The following is a 15,070-nucleotide window of genomic DNA, read 5'->3' on the forward strand; positions in this document are numbered from 1 at the left end:
GCTCAACGCTCCTTGTTCTGGCGCGCGCCGCACGTTTGCATCGCGTGCAGCACTGCACTGTCGGCATGTATGTCGCTGCGCACCCAGCCATCCGGCAGCCGAATACCGCATTCCTCGTGGCGCGCATACGTTGTGGACATGGTCGGCATCCTCACGCCTCGCCCCGGCCCGACAGCGCCTCCGCGACAAGCAGCAAACCGGAGTGGTCGAGCGAGCCGTAGCCCATGGCCCGGCCCGCCGCGATGAGCTGCGCGGTCAGCGCACCCATCGGGATGGATACCTCGGCCTCGCGAGCGGCCTGCAGGATGATGCCCATGTCCTTGTGGTGCAGGTCGATCCGGAAGCCGGGCACGAAGTTACGAGCCAGCATGGTTTCGCGCTTCAGCTCCAGGATCTTGCTGCCCGCGAGCCCGCCGGCCAGCACATCCAGCCCCTTGGCCGCGTCCGCGCCCAGGTTCTCCATCAGCAGGATCGCCTCGGCGACCAGCGCGTAGGTCCCGCCGACGACGAGCTGATTGGCCGCCTTCACACACTGCCCCGCACCACTGCCACCGACCAGCGCGAAGGTCTTGCCCACCGTCTCGAAGATCGGTGTGGCCGCCGCGAAGTCGGCCTCGGAACCGCCGACCATGATCGACAGCGCCGCGTTGATCGCCCCGTTCTCCCCGCCGCTGACCGGGGCGTCCAGCACGCGCAGACCGTTCTTCTTGCCCTGCTCGGCGGTCCACTTGGCGGTCTTCGGGGTGATCGTGGAGAAGTCGATGTACAGCGCGCCGTGGACGGAGTTCTCGACGATGTCGGGGAACACCTCTTCGATCTGCTCGTCCTGCGGCAGCATCGTGATGACGATGTCCTTGTCCCGCACCGCCTCGGCGACGCTGGCGGCCGCGGAACCGCCCGCTTCCTCGAGCTTTTCCAGCCCCTTCGGACCGATGTCGTAACCGGTCACCTCGTGTCCCGCCTTGACCAGGTGCCCCGCCATCGGACTACCCATGATCCCGAGGCCGATAAATCCGATCTTGCTCATGCCTGCATCCACTTCCAATCAAGCTCGGGGTCTTTGTATTCCAGGCCGATCCAGCCGTCATAGCCTGCGGCGCTGAGGGTTTCGAACAACGTGGTGAAGTCGAGTTCACCGGTGCCCGGCCGGCCGCGACCGGGATCGTCGGCGATCTGTACATGGCCGATGTAGCGCGCGTAGGTCTTGATCACCTGGATCAGGTTTTCGTCCATCCGCGCCAAGTGGTAGAGGTCGCAGAGGAAGCGCACGTTCGGCTCGCCGGTCTGTTGGATCACGCGCACGGCGGCTTCGGCGCTGACGATCGGATAATGCGGCGACTCCGGGGCATTCAGCGCTTCGACGAGCACCGTGGCGCCGATCCGCGCGGCGGCGCGGGCGGCCAGCCGGAGGTTCTCCAGGGCGAGCGCGTCCTGCTTCGCCGGGTCCTCGCCCGCGATCCGGTTGCCGTAGAGCGCGTTCAGCGCCCGGCAGCCGGTGCGTTCGGCGATCCCGACGGCCACCTCGATGTTGTCCCGGAACCGGGTGACCTCACCGGGGACGGAAACCAGGCCGCGTCCCACCGGAATCAGGTCGATGAAATTCAGCCCGACCAACTGCACACCGGCATCGTCGATCGCGCGAACGAATGCGTCGATCTCTTTGTCCCCCGGCGTGGGGTCTTCGCCGAAGGGCCACCAGAATTCGACCGCGTCGAAACCGGCGGCCTTAGCCGCGGCGGGGCGTTCCAACAGTGGCAGGTCCGTGAAAAGAATAGAGCAATTGACGTCGAATTTCGGGAGACCGGACTCCCCTGCGTAATGCTTCACTCAGCTCCTTCGCGATATTTCTTCCAGCTGCCGATGCGGGTGATGTCGATCAGCTCCGGGTACGAGGTCGGAGGGCGGCGCAGCACCATCGACAGGACCGACCTGCCGTCGTCGAGCTCGATCGCGCCGAGTTCCAGTTCGGGTGGTTCCGCAGGTAGCAGGTGTTCGCGAAGCACGTCGAGGGGCACATCGAACAGTTCGCCGGTGATCGAGTAGCCACCGTCCGGCGACGGCTCGAGACCGGGGAAACGGTCGCCCACGGAGAAGAATCGGTAGCGCGGAGCTGTTTTCGCTTCACCGGCGAACGGCGCACCGTTCAACAGATGGTTGAGCGGCCCTCCGCGCATCGCGGAACCGTTCAGAAAAATCAACGGCATTATCGGGTCCTTTTGTGTCGAATTTCACCAAGTATGCAGGGATTACGCGATATCGGGATAGATGAGATCAACCCAAAGCTGATCGATCATTCCGAAGAAGCTTTTGTAGGATGCTCCAGCCGTATGTCGTGCCGGCCGAATACGTCACCAGGCCGGAACTAAGTCCCGATGAATCGGCCCGTCGCTGGTCGTCAGCGGCCGGGTCGAACCGCCGCGCCGCACGGCGACGATCTCGGCGGCGATCGCAACCGCGGTCTCCTCGGCGGTACGACCACCCAGATCGAGTCCGATGGGCGAATGCAGCACGGCCAGTTCGGATTCGGACAGACCGATGGCACGCAGACCGGCCATCCGATCATCGTGCGTACGCCGCGATCCCATCGCGCCTACGTAGGCCACGGGCAGGCGTAACGCCCTCTCCAGCAAGGGAATATCGAACTTCGCGTCGTGCGTCAACACGCACAACACAGTGCGGGAGTCGACCGCGGTGCGCGCCAGGTACCGATCGGGCCACTCGACGACGACCTCGTGCGCGTCGGGGAATCGCGCCTGGGTCGCGAACACCGGGCGGGCATCGCACACGGTGACGTGATAGCCGAGAAACCGGCCCATCCGCGTCACGGCGGCGGCGAAATCGATGGCACCGAAGACGATCATCCGCGGCGGCGGCACATACGACTCCACGAAGATCGTGACCTCACGGTCGCCACATCCGATTACGCGCACACCGGTAGCGGCCACCTCGAGCATCGCCCGAGCTTCCGCCACTACAACCGGATCGAGGGTAGCGCCGAGCGTCCACCACGGCCCCAAAGCCATTGCGGCCCCGGTTTTCAGGTCGCGCACGAGGGCGACCGGCTCAGCCGATCGAAGCAGCGCCTCGATCGTGTCGTGTTCCGCGGGGGTGATCGGCTGGACGAAAACCTCGATCTTCCCACCGCAGGTCAAGCCGACGGCGAACGCGTCGTCGTCGCTGTATCCGAACGTTTCGCGCACCGGCTGCCCGGTACGCAAGGCCTCGCGACAGAGCTCGTACACCGCACCCTCGACGCAACCACCGGAAATGCTTCCGATGACCACGCCGTCGGCATCCACCGCCAGGGCGGCGCCGGGCGGTCGCGGCGCACTGCCGCTGACGCCGATGACGGTGGCGACGGCGTAGGACTTGCCCGCCGTGTGCCATTGCAAGAGTTCTGCCGCGAGGTCACGCATTGTTCTATTCGCCGTTCTATCCGCCGAGCAGTAGTTCGATGGCCGTGATGCCGAAGTAACCGGCGAACACGACGCCGACCACCCAGATCAGCCAATGGATTTCGCTGAATTTGCCGCGCGCCGCCTTGATCACCACGAAGGCGATGACGCCGGCGCCGACACCGTTGGTGATCGAATAGGTGAACGGCATCAGCACGATGGTCAGGAAGGCGGGCACCGCGACTTCCAGGTCGGCCCAGTCGATCTTGCGCGCCTGGGTCATCATCAGCGCGCCGACCAGCACCAGCGCCGGTGCGGCCGCCTGGATCGGCACCACCGCGGCCAGCGGCGTGAACAGCACTGCGAGGCAGAACAACCCACCGGTCATCACGCTGGCCAGTCCGGTACGCGCGCCCTCACCGACGCCCGTCGCGGACTCGACGTACACGGTGTTACCCGCGCCGCCGCTGACCCCACCGATCACTTGCGCGACACCGTCGATCGTCAGCACCTTGCCCAGGCCGGGCATGGTGCCGCGCTCGTCGAGCAGTCCCGCCTCGTCACAGACGCCGAACACGGTGCCCATGGCGTCGAAGAATCCGGTGAGCACCAGCGTGAACAACACCACGCCGGCGACCAGCCCACCCGCCCTGGCGAATCCGCCGATCAGGTCGATGTCCAGCACCAGCCCGAAATCGGGCGCCGCGAAGAACCCCTTCGGCGTCTCCGGCACCACCGGTCCCCACGTCTTCGGATCGATCTTCGCCAGCGAGTTGACCGCGATGGCCAGCACCGTGGCGATGGCGATGCTGATCAGTATCGCGCCGGGCACCTTGCGGATGAACAACGCGAGCATGAGCAGCAGCCCGACCGCGAAAATCACTACCGGCCAACCGGAAAGGTGACCACCGACGCCGAGCGTGACCGGCGGACCGGTCTGCGCGCCGTGCCCGACCACCCCGGCCGACACCAGGCCGATCATCGCGATGAACATGCCGATCCCGACGCCGATCGCGTTCTTGAGCGACAGCGGGATCGCGTTGATGATCATCGTGCGCAGCCCGGTCGCGGCCAGGATCACGATGATCACGCCCATCAGCACCACCAGGCCCATGGTCTGCGGCCAGGTCATGTGCGGGGCCGCCTGGAAGGCGACCACCGGAACGACACCGAGCCCGGCGGCCAGGGCGAGCGGCACGTTGCCGACGAGGCCCATCAGGATCGTGCTGAGCCCGGCCGAGAACGCGGTCGCGGTGGTGAGCTGGGCGATGCTGAGGGTGTTACCGTCGATGTCCTGTACCCCGCCGATGATCAGCGGGACGAGCAGGATAACGTAGGCCATCGCTACGAAAGTGGTGATGCCGCCGCGGATTTCGCGGGAGATAGTGGTATTGCGTGCACTCAGCCGGAAGAAGCGGTCGAGCGGCGACCTTCCGGTGACCGGCTCCGGGACGGAGGAGTGGGTCTGGACTTGGGTCATGGCGTGCCCTCCCTTGGGCATAGCCGACCTACGAACCGGCCGTACCGGCCGGATCGCGTGGTTCGGTTCTGTTGTGGGGTCCCTACCGCGGCCGTTCGGACACGAGATACGGTCTGCCCCTGTTGATCAACTGCTCCGGATGATGTCTTCCGGACGCACCGGCACTCGGTTGATGTGCACGGTTCCGCCCGCGGATCGGCATGCGTCCCGAATGGCCGAGACGATCGCGGGGGTCGAGGAGAGCGTGGGTGGCTCTCCGGCGCCGCGCAGCCCGTATGGGGCGTGCGGGTCGGCGTTTTCGAGAATCTCCAGCCGCTGTGGCGGCATGTCGAGAATCGTGGGGATCAGGTAGTCGGTGAAGGACGGGTTGAGCACCTTTCCGTCGCGGACCTGGATTTCCTCCATGACCGCCAGCCCGAGGCCTTGGGCGGAGCCGCCGTGGATCTGGCCCTCCAGCGACAGGCGGTTCATGATCTTGCCGACGTCTTGGACCGCGTCGAGCGAGACGACCTTGACCAGGCCGAGTTCGGTGTCGATATCCACCACGGCCCGGTGCACGCAGAGGGCGAGCTGGGTGTGGCTGTTGCCCTGACCGGTCACGGGGTCCATGCCGGTGGTCGGCTTGTGGTGGTATTCCCTGGTCTCCTCGATGATCTCGTCACCGAGCAGGTCGACGATCGCGGCGTAGACCTCGCCGGTGCGCGAGACCACCTTGCCGCCGACCAGCTGGAGTCCGCGGGTCGCGCCGAAACGTCCTTGGGCCAAGGCGAGTACGCGCATCCGCACGGCCTCGCACGCGGCCTTCACCGCACCGCCGGTCATATAGGTCTGCCGCGATGCGGAAGAGGAACCGGAGTCGCCGACCTGGTTGTCAGCCGGGTGGATGGTCACCCGTTCGATGCCGAGCTCGGTGCGCGCGATCTGCGCTTCGACGGTGACGAGCCCCTGGCCGACTTCGGCCGCCGCGGTGTGCACCAGCGCAACCGGTTCTCCGCCGATAACTTCCAACCGCACCCGGGCGGTCGACAGGTCGTCGAAGCCTTCGGAGAAGCAGATGTTCTTGATGCCGACGCCATAACCGATGCCGCGCACAACACCTTCGCCATGCGTGGTCTGCGACGCGCCACCGGGCAGGTTCCGGATATCGGAGGCATCGAGCGCCGCCGGCAGCGGCATATCCCTTGCCTGACCGAGCATTTCGGCCATCGGCATCGGCGCGTGCACGATCTGCCCGGTCGCCAGCTTCGAGCCCTGCGACACCGCGTTCACCTGACGAACGTGGATCGGATCGAGTTCGAGTGCCTCGGCGACCTTGTCCATCATCGACTCGTGCGCGAAACACGCTTGCACCGCACCGAATCCACGCATCGCGCCGCACGGCGGGTTGTTCGTGTACACGCCGTACGCGTCGATCTTGATATGCGGAATCTCGTACGGCCCCACCGCGAGCGAGGACGCGTTGCCGGTCACGTTCAGCGTCGCGGAGGTGTACGCGCCGCCGTCCAGCACGATCTGCACCTCGGCGAACACGATCTTCCCGGCCCGGGTCACGCCGTACTCGTAGCGCATCTTCGCCGGATGCCGGTGCACGTGCCCGAAGAAGGACTCCTCGCGGTTGTACATCATCTTGATCGGCTTGCCGGTGTAGAGCGCGAGCATGCCGGCGTGGATCTGCATCGACAGGTCCTCACGGCCGCCGAACGCGCCTCCGACGCCGGCCAGCGTCATCCGGATCTTGTCGTCGGTCAGGCCGAGGCAAGGCCCGATCTGCTTGAGGTCGTTGTGCATCCACTGGGTGGCGACGTAGAAGTCGAGTCCGCCGTCCTCACCCGGCGCGACCAGGCCCGCCTCGGGACCGAGGAACGCCTGGTCCTGGATGCCGACCTCGTACTCGCCGGTCACCACCACATCGGACAGCGCGCGGCCGACCGCGATATCGCCGACCCGGACCGGCTGGTGCCGGGCGATGCCGCCGCGTTCCTGCACCTTGTTGCCCTCGGGGTCGGCGACCACCGCGAGCGGATCGGTGATGGGCGTCAGCACCTCCCATTCGATGGCGATCACGTCCATGGCGCGACGCGCGATCTCCGGGTGGTCCGCGGCGACGAGCGCGATCGGCTCGCCGTGGTGGCGGACCTCGCCGATCGCCAGTACCGGCTGATCCCAGGTGTGATCGAGGCCGTAGACATTGCGGCCGGGCACGTCCTCGTGCGTGAGCACGGCGAACACGCCGGGCAGCGCGAGCGCCTGGCTGATGTCGATGCTGACGATGCGGGCGCGGGGATGCGGGCTGCGCAGGGTCGCGCCCCACAGCATGCCGTCCATCCACAGGTCCGAGGCGTAGGCGAACTCGCCCTTCACCTTCAGCGTGCCGTCGGGCCGCAGCGGGCTTTCCCCGATGCCGCCCTTGCCGGGTGCGGCGACCTCGCTCGGGAACCGGGTGGTGCGTGCGGTGGTCATCGCTTCTCCTCTCGCTGACGGGGGCCCGGACAGTTGCTCGGCGGTCGGCTCGGAGCCACGGGCTTACGACCGCTGAACACTCCATTGGCCGAGCGCGAGTGCACCGCCGTCATACCTGTCCTCGCATGAGCCGTACTCGAGCAGCGGCGCCAGCCCGGCCCACCGCGTCGTGCGCCACCGTGCGCAGTTCGTCGTTTTCGACAATGGTTCGACCGCCGACCAGCAACCGAGCCAGCGGCGGCGTCGGCCCGAAGACCAACGCGCACACCGGATCCTCGACCGCGGCGCGGAATCCGTCCACCCGCCACATCGCGATGTCGGCGAGCTTGCCGACCTCCAGGCTGCCCAGTTCCTGCTGACGGCCGAGATTGCGGGCGCCGCCGAGGGTTCCGATCTCCATCGCCTGTCGCGCGGTGAGCGCGGTGGGTCCGTGCACGGCCCGCTGGAACAGCATGGCCTGGCGCATCTCCCCCGCCATCGAGGTCAGCTCGCTCGACGCCGCGCCGTCGACACCGAGGCCGACCGGCGCACCGGCGCGCAGCAATTCGGAGACCCGAGCGATGCCGGCCCCGAGGCGAGCGTTGGAACTGGGGCAGTGCGCCGAGCCGGTCCCGGTCTCCGCGAACCGGCGGATGTCGGCGTCGTGCAGGTGCACCGCGTGCGCGAACCACACGTCCTCGCCCAGCCAGCCGAGCTTCTCCATGTATTCGACCGGCGTGCAACCCATCTGCTCGCGGCAGTGCTCTTCCTCGTCCAGCGTCTCGGCGAGGTGGGTGTGCAGCCGCACGTTCTTGGTGCGCGCCAGCAGCGCCGCGTCGGTCATCAGCCCCTCGCTCACCGAGAACGGCGAGCACGGCGCGACCGCGACCCGCAGCATCGAGTCGAACGACGGATCGTGGTACTTGTCAATGGTTTCCGCGGTGTTCAGCAGGATCTCGTCGCGGTCCTCGACCACCTCGTCCGGCGGCAGGCCACCGTCGGACTGGCCGCGGTCCATCGAGCCGCGGCACGGATGGAACCGGATGCCGAGCTCGTGCGCGGCCCGGACCTCGGCGTCGAACAGGTCGCCGCGGCCCTTCGGGAACACGTAGTGGTGATCGCTGCTGGTGGTGCAGCCGGTCAGCGCCAGCCAGCCCAATCCCGCTGCGGCCGCGCCGTATACGACGTCGGCGTCCATGCCCGCCCAGAGCCGGTAGAGGCCGGTCAGCCATTCGAACAGCGTCGAGTCCTGGAACAGCCCCTGGCTCGCCCACTGGTAGAGGTGATGGTGGGTGTTGACCAGACCGGGGGTGACCAGACAGCCGGTGCCGTCGATGCGCTGCGCGTCCGGCACGATGGGCGCCGGTCCCGCGCCGAGCGATTCGATCCGGCCGTTCGCGATCACCAGGTACCCGGAGGCGATCTCCGGGCCGACCACCGGTGCGATGTAAGCGTTTTCGATGATGACCTTGCTCATCGCGCCCCCGCCTTTCGCTCTGCCGCCAGCCGCACGGCGTCGAGGATCTTCTCGTATCCGGTGCAGCGACACAGGTTTCCGGCCAGCGCCTCCCGGATCTCCGCGTCGGAGGGTTCGGGATTGTGCTCGATCAGGTCGTGCGCCTGAATGATCAGACCCGGTGTGCAGAAACCACACTGGACCGCGCCGGCCTCGACGAACGCCTGCTGCATCGGATCCAGCTTCGCGCCCTTCGCCAGGCCCTCGACCGTCCGTACCGAACAGCCCTCGGCCTGCCCGGCCGCGACCAGGCAGGAACACACCGGCGTGCCGTTCAAATAGACTGTGCAGGAACCACATTCGCCTTGCTCGCAAGCGTTCTTGGAACCCGGGAGGCCCATCCGCTCGCGCAGCATGTAGAGCAGGCTCTCGCCCTCCCACACGTCGTCGACGGTCTCCGTGGAGCCGTTCACGTCGAAGGTCACGCGCATCAGGCTGCCTTCCTTTCTGTCAGGTAGTCCGTCCAGGCCCAGCCCAGGGTGCGGCGGGCCAGCACCGCGAGGGCGTGTTTGCGATAGTCCGCGGTGCCGCGGACGTCATCGATCGGCTTCGCGGCGGCCGCGACGAGCGTGCCGAACTCGCGCAGCACCCGGTCGGTGAGCGGCGCGGGATCGTGCCACGGCAGCTGCGCGGCCAGGAATTCCTCGGCCGGCCCGGCGCGCAACGGGGTCGGCCCGGAGGAGCCGATACCGGTCCGCACCGTCCCGTTGCTCGGGTAGAGCGCGATGGCAAACGAGCACACCGCGATCACCATGGCGTTGCGCGTGCCGACCTTCGAAAAGTATTGCGGCCCTTCGGCCGGCGGCAGCCACACCGCGCGGATCAGCTCGTCGGCTTCCAGGGCGTTCTTGCGCACCCAGATGTAGAAGTCGTCGATCGGGATCATCCTGGTGCCGCGGGCCGCGGACTCGACCTCGACCACCGCGTTGCCCGCGAGCAGCGCCGGATGCGCGTCACCGGCCGGCGAAGCGCCGCCGAGGTTGCCGCCGACCGTGCCGCGGTTGCGGATCTGCGGCGAGCCGACGGTGCGGGAGGCCTGCGCCAGACCGGGCAGCTGGTTGCCGAGCCGGTTGATGATCCGCACGTACGGCACGCCGGAGCCGATGCGGATCTTGCCGTCGATCTCCTTGTACTCGAACAACTCTCGACACGGATTGAGGTCGAGCAGGGCGCTCGGACGGCCCTTGTCGAAGTTCAGCTCGACCATCATGTCGGTGCCGCCCTGGATCGGGGTGGCGTCCGGGCGGCCGGACTTGATGTCCAGGGCGTCCGCCCAGCTGGTGGGTCGTAGGAAATCCATCGTCACTCCCACGCCGGGCCGGCGGCGGGCGCGTCGTCGCGCAGCACGGTGCCCTCGATCAGGCCGTACGGGCGGTCGGCGGCGTAGAACACCTCGTTGTCGTTGTCCAGTCCGAAGGCGGACAGGTCGACGGTGAAATGGTGCTTGTTGGGCAGCGACAGCCGGACCTCGCCGATCTCGGGGCACGCGTTGAGGACTCGCTCACCCATCGCGTACAGGGTCTGCTGCAACGAGTAGCTGTAGGTCTCGGCGAACGCCTCCAGCAGCGCTTGCCGCGCCTCGCGATAGGTCTTGTCCCAGTCGCTCGGCTCGCCGGTGAAGCGCCACTCCGCGTTGACCTCGGTGGCGAGCACGCGATCGTAGGCTTCCTTCAGCGTCGTGTACTTGTCTTTCAGGTACCCGTGGAACTCCGAACCAGTCGAGTTGAGCACCACCAGACCTTCCAAACCCGCGACCACCCAAGCCTTTTCGCCGTCGTAGTGCACCCGTGCGGTGCGCACCTCCTGGCCGGAGCGGACGAACGAATGCTGCTCGTTGCCGCCGCCGAGCACGATGCGCTCCCAGGCGTACTCCTGCACGCTGACCCGCGCGTGCTGGATGGTCGGCTGCGAATCGACGAAATGCCGGGCCAGCAGCACGCCGAACGCCTCGGGCGAGGAGATGCCGTGCTCCTTGGCGAAGGCGAAGACCGTGTTCTTCTGCGTGTCGGTGGTCAGCACCGCGCCGTTGTCGCCGGTCAGGTGCACGTCATCCATGTCACCGGAGAGCGCCACCCCGACATTGAGGTCCCGGATCTCGTGCACGCCACCGTTTTTCGTCACGCTGACGACATGGGTCTCCGCTTTGCCATATCGGTTCGGTCCGAGCTTGATCGACATTGTTCAGCTACCTCGATAGGTGGAGTAGGAATACGGACTGAGCAGCAGCGGCACGTGGTAGTGCGCGGCCGGGTCGGCGACGGTGAAGTCGATGGCGACCGAGGGGTAGAAGGGGCTGATCTCGCCGGTGTCGAAAGTCAGCCGGTGCGTGCCGGTTTCGGGCGCGGGCAGGTCCTTGATCCGGCCGTCGGCATCGGTGTGCCGCTCGGCGAGCACGGTGCCGTCGGCGCTGGACAGCTGAACCCGCAGGCCCGTGGCGGGACGCCCGGTCACCGCGTTCAGCACGTGCGTGGACAGACTCACTTGTCCCCCTGTGTCTTTCGGAGATCCCTGTCCGCAGCTCGACCGGCGGGCACCGCGTGCCGCCGTCTCATCGCGCGTCCAGCAGTTTTCGCACCCGCAAGCGCGTAATATCCGCGAGTTCGCTCTGCACCTTGATCCGCTCGTCGAGCTCGGAATTGGCCAGGCGCTTACGCAGTTCGGTGAGCATCTCCTCGGCGCTGCGGCCGGCGGCGCGGATCAGGAAGACGTGGCCGAAGCGCTCCTCGTAGGCCCGGTTGCCCGCGGCGAGCTCCGTGCGCACGGCGAGGTCGGCGCTCGCGGCGCCGGACTGCTCGCCGCGCGACCACGCCGCCTCCCGCTCGGACAACTCCGCCTTGGCCCGGTCGCCGATGCGCGGATGCGCCGACAACGCCTCCTCGACATCCGGCCAACTCAGCTCGCACACCGCGGCGACGGCCGCGGCGGTGGCGCTGTCGGCATCCGGATAGGGCCGGGATGCCGCCACCTTCTGCGCCCACTGCCGGGACGCGCAGCAGGTCAGCAGTTCCTGCTCGGCCCGCTCCGGTGGCAGCGAGTTGAGCCATCCGATGTCGCCTGCCATCTGACCTCCTGTCGGGGTTCGCCAATCTGTTCCGCAAGTAAACCCGCCCAGGAACACCGCAGCTAGAAACGAGAAATCTGAACTGTGCGCCAGTTCACACCCAACTCTTTGTGCGAATGTCCAAGGGCGTTTACCAGGGGTGCGACTGTTAGCCTTCGCACCGTGCGCCTTCGATCACTGCTGACCATGGCGGACCTGGGACTCGAACTCGTCACCGGCGAGGAAGAGCTGGACCGGTTCGTGCGTTGGGTGGTGACCACGGACATGCTCGATCCGGGTCGCTACCTGTCCGGCGGAGAGCTCGTGCTCACCGGCTTGCAGTGGCGGCATGATCCCGCCGACAGCGAGGTGTTCGTGCGCGCGCTGGCCCAGGCCGGGGTCGCCGGAATGGCCGCCGGCGACGCCAAGTACGGCGGTGCGCCGCCGGATGTCGTCGAGGCCTGTCGCAAGCATCGGATTCCGCTGTTCCGGGTGCCGGAGACGGTGGCGTTCGCCGCGGTCACCGAGCAGATCACCCGCAATCTGTCGACCGGGCGGGCGGCGGATCTGACCGCGATCCTGGATCGGCATCGGCAGCTGGTTTCCGGCGCCGGGCTGGGTTCGGTGCTGGAGCTGATCGAACGCGATCTGGGCATGCGATGTTGGGTGGTGTCGTCGACCGGTCGTGCCGTGGCCGGGCCGGGCACGCCGCCGCCGGTCGAGGTGACCACCGCGTTTCTCAGTGCTCGGCGGTTGCCGCTGGCTTTTCTGCATGGCGGCAGCCGGTTTTCCCTGTTCGCGGTCGATGAGCATCGGACCTCGCGGGCCGCGGACTGGTTCTTGGTCTTCGAGGGTGACTACACCGAATGGCCCGAGGAGCGTCGCGCGCTGGCCGGCGAACTCGCGGCCGTCGTCTCGTTGGAACGGGCTCGACAGGATGACCGGCAGAGCGCCGAGGGGCGGCTCGCTCAGGAACTCATCGAGTTGATCGTGTCCGATGCCAAGCCGACCGAGATCATCTCGCGGCTGGAACTCACCGGGCTCGGACCCGCGGAGACCTACATCGCGGTGGCCGCTGCCGCCGATGACACGTTGCGGCCCGGCGAGTTACGCGTGCTGTTGCGCGAAATCCTTTACGGCAGAAGGCCGGCCGCCGGAGTGGTGGACGGCGAGGCGATCGCGTTGATCCCGGCGGGTCCGGACACTCCGGTGATCGACGAAATCAACCGCGCGGTAACCGCTTTGGAGCCTGGGCTACGCGGCAGCCGACTATCCGTCGGCGTCAGCGGTGTTGTCGACGGCGAAGGCCTGCGCGGCGCCGTGGAGGAAGCCCGTTACGCCCGTCGCATGGCCGCGGGCCGACTACAACCGGCCAGCGTCGTCGGTCACGACGAACTCGCCACCCACATGCTGCTGCTCGCGTCGGTCCCCGATGAGGTACGCCGCATGTTCCGACTCCGCCTGCTCGACCCGCTCACCACCTACGACCAGGACAATCGCGCCGACCTCGTGCACACTCTGGAAACGTTCCTCGAGGTCTCCGGGTCGTGGACCAAGTGCGCTGATCTCCTGCACGTCCACGTAAACACCCTGCGGTATCGCATCCAGCGCATCGAGGAACTCACCGGCCGCGATCTCTCCCGCCTGGAAGACCGCGTCGACTTCTTTCTCGCACTCGCCCTGCGCTGAGCGCGTTCTCGGTCGATTTAACACGCGACGAACCGCGTCCAGCAAGGACGGAACGCTTTCACCACGCCGCTTATCCGGCTGACACACAACAGCTTTGGCGCGCTCAGGTGCCGTCCGAGCCCACCTGCGTGACCTTGTGGGTGCCCAGTCGAGTCATCAGGTCCTGATGAAGGATTCGAAGCAGCTCCGTCAGGTCGGCCTGTTGCTCCGTGGTCAGGGCCGAGAGCAAGTCGTACTCGCGGCCGAGCACGTGGTCGACCAGTCGTTCGATCATGGCGTGGCCGGCGGGGGTGAGCGAGACGACGACGGCCCGCGAACCGTCGTCCAGCGGCGCCCTGGTGACCAGGCCCTCCCCTTCGGCACGCGCGACCCGCTGGGAGATCGCGCCTGCGGTGAGCATGGTGCGGTCTCTGAGTTGCCGGGTGGTCAATTGATACGGCGAGCCGCTGCGGCGCAGCACGCTGAGTAGGTCGAGGGTGGCCGCGTCGGTGTCTTCCACGGCCAGCACGCGACGGCGGTCGTCGCCGAAAGCCTTGGCCAGGTGCCATATTCGGGTCACGACGCCGATGCCGTCGACCGGCGTGCCCGGCCGCTCGCGGAGCCAGGCGAGGGCTATCGCATCGACCGGGTCGTTCTCGTCCATGCCACTCCTCGGGTTGCGTTTAGGTCTAAACGACGTATACGTTTAGACCTAAATGTACTCGATGAAGGAGATGGCCATGGGGCGGAACATCGTGGTGACCGGCGGAGCGACCGGAATCGGGCGGGCGATCGCGCAGATCTTCGCGACCAAGGGCGACACGGTGGTGATCACCGGACGCCGGCCCGAGCCGCTGCACGCGACCGCCGCGGAACTCGGCGTCACGGCGCAGGTCTGCGACGCGACCGATCCGGCACAGATCGAAGCGCTGGTCGGGCAACTCCCCCGCGAAATCCACGTGCTGGTCAACAACGCGGGTGGCAACACCGACTTCGACCAGGAAGCGCCGACCGACCTGCGGAGCCTGGCCGCCGCCTGGCGAACCAACCTGGACGCGAACTTGATCAGCGCGGTGCTGATGACCTCGGCCCTGCGCGACCGACTGGCCACCCCCGGCGCCGTCGTGAACATCGGCTCGATCGCCGCGGACAAGGGCGCGGGCGCCTACGGGGCGGCCAAGGCCGGACTCGCCTCCTGGAACACCCAGCTGTCCGCCGAGCTGGGACCGCGCGGCATCACCGCGAATGTCGTTGCCCCCGGCTACATCTCCGCCACGGAGTTCTTCCGCGACAAGCTGACCGACGAGCGGCGGGACTCGCTCGTCGCCGCGACACACACCCGCCGCCCCGGTGTCCCCGAAGATATCGCCGCCGCGGTGCACTATCTCGCCTCACCCGCGGCCCGGCAGGTCACCGGTCAGGTGCTGGCGGTCAATGGTGGAGAACGCACCACTCGTTAACCGGGCTCCGACACCGATAATCGGCCCGCGGCCCGCGGCGCGCGGCGCAAGGCGGGCAATAGGGGCTATCCG

General features: G+C 67.4%; 16 protein-coding genes. 2 read left to right on the plus strand and 14 right to left on the minus strand.

Annotation, left to right across the window (positions count from 1 at the left end):
* Positions 1-2: 2 nt before the first annotated feature.
* The 13 genes from AB0M22_RS34210 to uraD form a co-directional block, all read right to left on the minus strand.
* On the minus strand, positions 3-140 hold the full coding sequence (locus AB0M22_RS34210; protein ID WP_364735734.1) for a hypothetical protein: 138 nt from the start codon (positions 138-140) through the stop codon (positions 3-5).
* Positions 141-151: 11 nt separating this feature from the next.
* Positions 152-1,027: an NAD(P)-binding domain-containing protein gene (locus AB0M22_RS34215; protein WP_364735736.1), complete on the minus strand. Its 876-nt coding sequence runs from the start codon at positions 1,025-1,027 to the stop codon at positions 152-154.
* On the minus strand, positions 1,024-1,827 hold the full coding sequence (locus AB0M22_RS34220; RefSeq protein ID WP_364735738.1) for a TIM barrel protein: 804 nt from the start codon (positions 1,825-1,827) through the stop codon (positions 1,024-1,026). The genes AB0M22_RS34215 and AB0M22_RS34220 overlap by 4 nt, the downstream gene beginning before the upstream one ends.
* Positions 1,824-2,204, minus strand: coding sequence for a gamma-glutamylcyclotransferase (locus AB0M22_RS34225; RefSeq protein ID WP_364735740.1), 381 nt, complete (start codon positions 2,202-2,204; stop codon positions 1,824-1,826). The genes AB0M22_RS34220 and AB0M22_RS34225 overlap by 4 nt, the downstream gene beginning before the upstream one ends.
* 144 nt (positions 2,205-2,348) lie before the next feature.
* Positions 2,349-3,416, minus strand: coding sequence for an XdhC family protein (locus tag AB0M22_RS34230; protein ID WP_364735742.1), 1,068 nt, complete (start codon positions 3,414-3,416; stop codon positions 2,349-2,351).
* 16 nt (positions 3,417-3,432) lie between these two features.
* Positions 3,433-4,875 carry an NCS2 family permease gene (locus tag AB0M22_RS34235; protein WP_364735744.1) on the minus strand — a complete coding sequence of 481 codons (1,443 nt, stop codon included), beginning with the start codon at positions 4,873-4,875 and terminating at the stop codon, positions 3,433-3,435.
* Between the two features lie 126 nt (positions 4,876-5,001).
* Positions 5,002-7,335, minus strand: a complete 2,334-nt coding sequence (locus tag AB0M22_RS34240) for a molybdopterin cofactor-binding domain-containing protein (protein ID WP_364735746.1) — start codon at positions 7,333-7,335, stop codon at positions 5,002-5,004.
* Between the two features lie 109 nt (positions 7,336-7,444).
* A complete protein-coding gene (locus tag AB0M22_RS34245; protein ID WP_364735748.1) occupies positions 7,445-8,791 on the minus strand; it encodes an 8-oxoguanine deaminase in 1,347 nt (448 codons plus the stop codon).
* Positions 8,788-9,261 (minus strand): (2Fe-2S)-binding protein, encoded by a 474-nt coding sequence (locus AB0M22_RS34250; protein ID WP_364735750.1) that lies wholly within the window; start codon positions 9,259-9,261, stop codon positions 8,788-8,790. Before AB0M22_RS34250 ends, AB0M22_RS34245 begins: the two co-directional genes overlap by 4 nt.
* Positions 9,261-10,130, minus strand: coding sequence for an FAD binding domain-containing protein (locus tag AB0M22_RS34255; protein ID WP_364735752.1), 870 nt, complete (start codon positions 10,128-10,130; stop codon positions 9,261-9,263). The genes AB0M22_RS34250 and AB0M22_RS34255 overlap by 1 nt, the downstream gene beginning before the upstream one ends.
* A gap of 2 nt (positions 10,131-10,132) precedes the next feature.
* Positions 10,133-11,008, minus strand: coding sequence for a factor-independent urate hydroxylase (gene pucL / locus AB0M22_RS34260; protein WP_364735754.1), 876 nt, complete (start codon positions 11,006-11,008; stop codon positions 10,133-10,135).
* A 3-nt stretch (positions 11,009-11,011) separates the two neighbouring features.
* Positions 11,012-11,311 carry a hydroxyisourate hydrolase gene (uraH, locus tag AB0M22_RS34265; RefSeq protein WP_364735757.1) on the minus strand — a complete coding sequence of 100 codons (300 nt, stop codon included), beginning with the start codon at positions 11,309-11,311 and terminating at the stop codon, positions 11,012-11,014.
* 67 nt (positions 11,312-11,378) lie between these two features.
* Positions 11,379-11,891 (minus strand): 2-oxo-4-hydroxy-4-carboxy-5-ureidoimidazoline decarboxylase, encoded by a 513-nt coding sequence (uraD, locus tag AB0M22_RS34270; protein WP_364735759.1) that lies wholly within the window; start codon positions 11,889-11,891, stop codon positions 11,379-11,381.
* A 162-nt stretch (positions 11,892-12,053) separates the two neighbouring features.
* Between uraD and AB0M22_RS34275 the strand changes: the two genes are divergently transcribed.
* A complete protein-coding gene (locus tag AB0M22_RS34275) occupies positions 12,054-13,559 on the plus strand; it encodes a PucR family transcriptional regulator ligand-binding domain-containing protein (RefSeq protein WP_364735761.1) in 1,506 nt (501 codons plus the stop codon).
* A 103-nt stretch (positions 13,560-13,662) separates the two neighbouring features.
* Here the strand turns inward: AB0M22_RS34275 and AB0M22_RS34280 are convergent, their stop codons facing one another.
* Entirely contained in the window at positions 13,663-14,202 is a 540-nt protein-coding gene (locus tag AB0M22_RS34280) for a MarR family transcriptional regulator (RefSeq protein ID WP_364735763.1), read from the minus strand.
* Positions 14,203-14,278: 76 nt separating this feature from the next.
* Here AB0M22_RS34280 and AB0M22_RS34285 point away from each other — a divergent pair, with 76 nt between their 5' ends.
* Entirely contained in the window at positions 14,279-14,998 is a 720-nt protein-coding gene (locus AB0M22_RS34285; protein ID WP_364735765.1) for an SDR family oxidoreductase, read from the plus strand.
* Positions 14,999-15,070 lie beyond the last annotated feature (72 nt).

Origin of the sequence: Nocardia sp. NPDC051756 (assembly GCF_040681495.1) — a bacterium.
In the GTDB taxonomy this organism is placed as follows: domain Bacteria; phylum Actinomycetota; class Actinomycetes; order Mycobacteriales; family Mycobacteriaceae; genus Nocardia.

Coding starts and splice junctions, on each gene's coding strand:
- AB0M22_RS34210 (WP_364735734.1), bottom strand. CDS start 140: ATGTCCACAACGTATGCGCGCCACGAGGAATGCGGTATTCGGCTGCCG.
- AB0M22_RS34215 (WP_364735736.1), bottom strand. CDS start 1,027: ATGAGCAAGATCGGATTTATCGGCCTCGGGATCATGGGTAGTCCGATG.
- AB0M22_RS34225 (WP_364735740.1), bottom strand. CDS start 2,204: ATGCCGTTGATTTTTCTGAACGGTTCCGCGATGCGCGGAGGGCCGCTC.
- AB0M22_RS34230 (WP_364735742.1), bottom strand. CDS start 3,416: ATGCGTGACCTCGCGGCAGAACTCTTGCAATGGCACACGGCGGGCAAG.
- AB0M22_RS34235 (WP_364735744.1), bottom strand. CDS start 4,875: ATGACCCAAGTCCAGACCCACTCCTCCGTCCCGGAGCCGGTCACCGGA.
- AB0M22_RS34240 (WP_364735746.1), bottom strand. CDS start 7,335: ATGACCACCGCACGCACCACCCGGTTCCCGAGCGAGGTCGCCGCACCC.
- AB0M22_RS34245 (WP_364735748.1), bottom strand. CDS start 8,791: ATGAGCAAGGTCATCATCGAAAACGCTTACATCGCACCGGTGGTCGGC.
- AB0M22_RS34250 (WP_364735750.1), bottom strand. CDS start 9,261: ATGCGCGTGACCTTCGACGTGAACGGCTCCACGGAGACCGTCGACGAC.
- AB0M22_RS34255 (WP_364735752.1), bottom strand. CDS start 10,130: ATGGATTTCCTACGACCCACCAGCTGGGCGGACGCCCTGGACATCAAG.
- pucL (WP_364735754.1), bottom strand. CDS start 11,008: ATGTCGATCAAGCTCGGACCGAACCGATATGGCAAAGCGGAGACCCAT.
- uraD (WP_364735759.1), bottom strand. CDS start 11,891: ATGGCAGGCGACATCGGATGGCTCAACTCGCTGCCACCGGAGCGGGCC.
- AB0M22_RS34280 (WP_364735763.1), bottom strand. CDS start 14,202: ATGGACGAGAACGACCCGGTCGATGCGATAGCCCTCGCCTGGCTCCGC.
- AB0M22_RS34285 (WP_364735765.1), top strand. CDS start 14,279: ATGGGGCGGAACATCGTGGTGACCGGCGGAGCGACCGGAATCGGGCGG.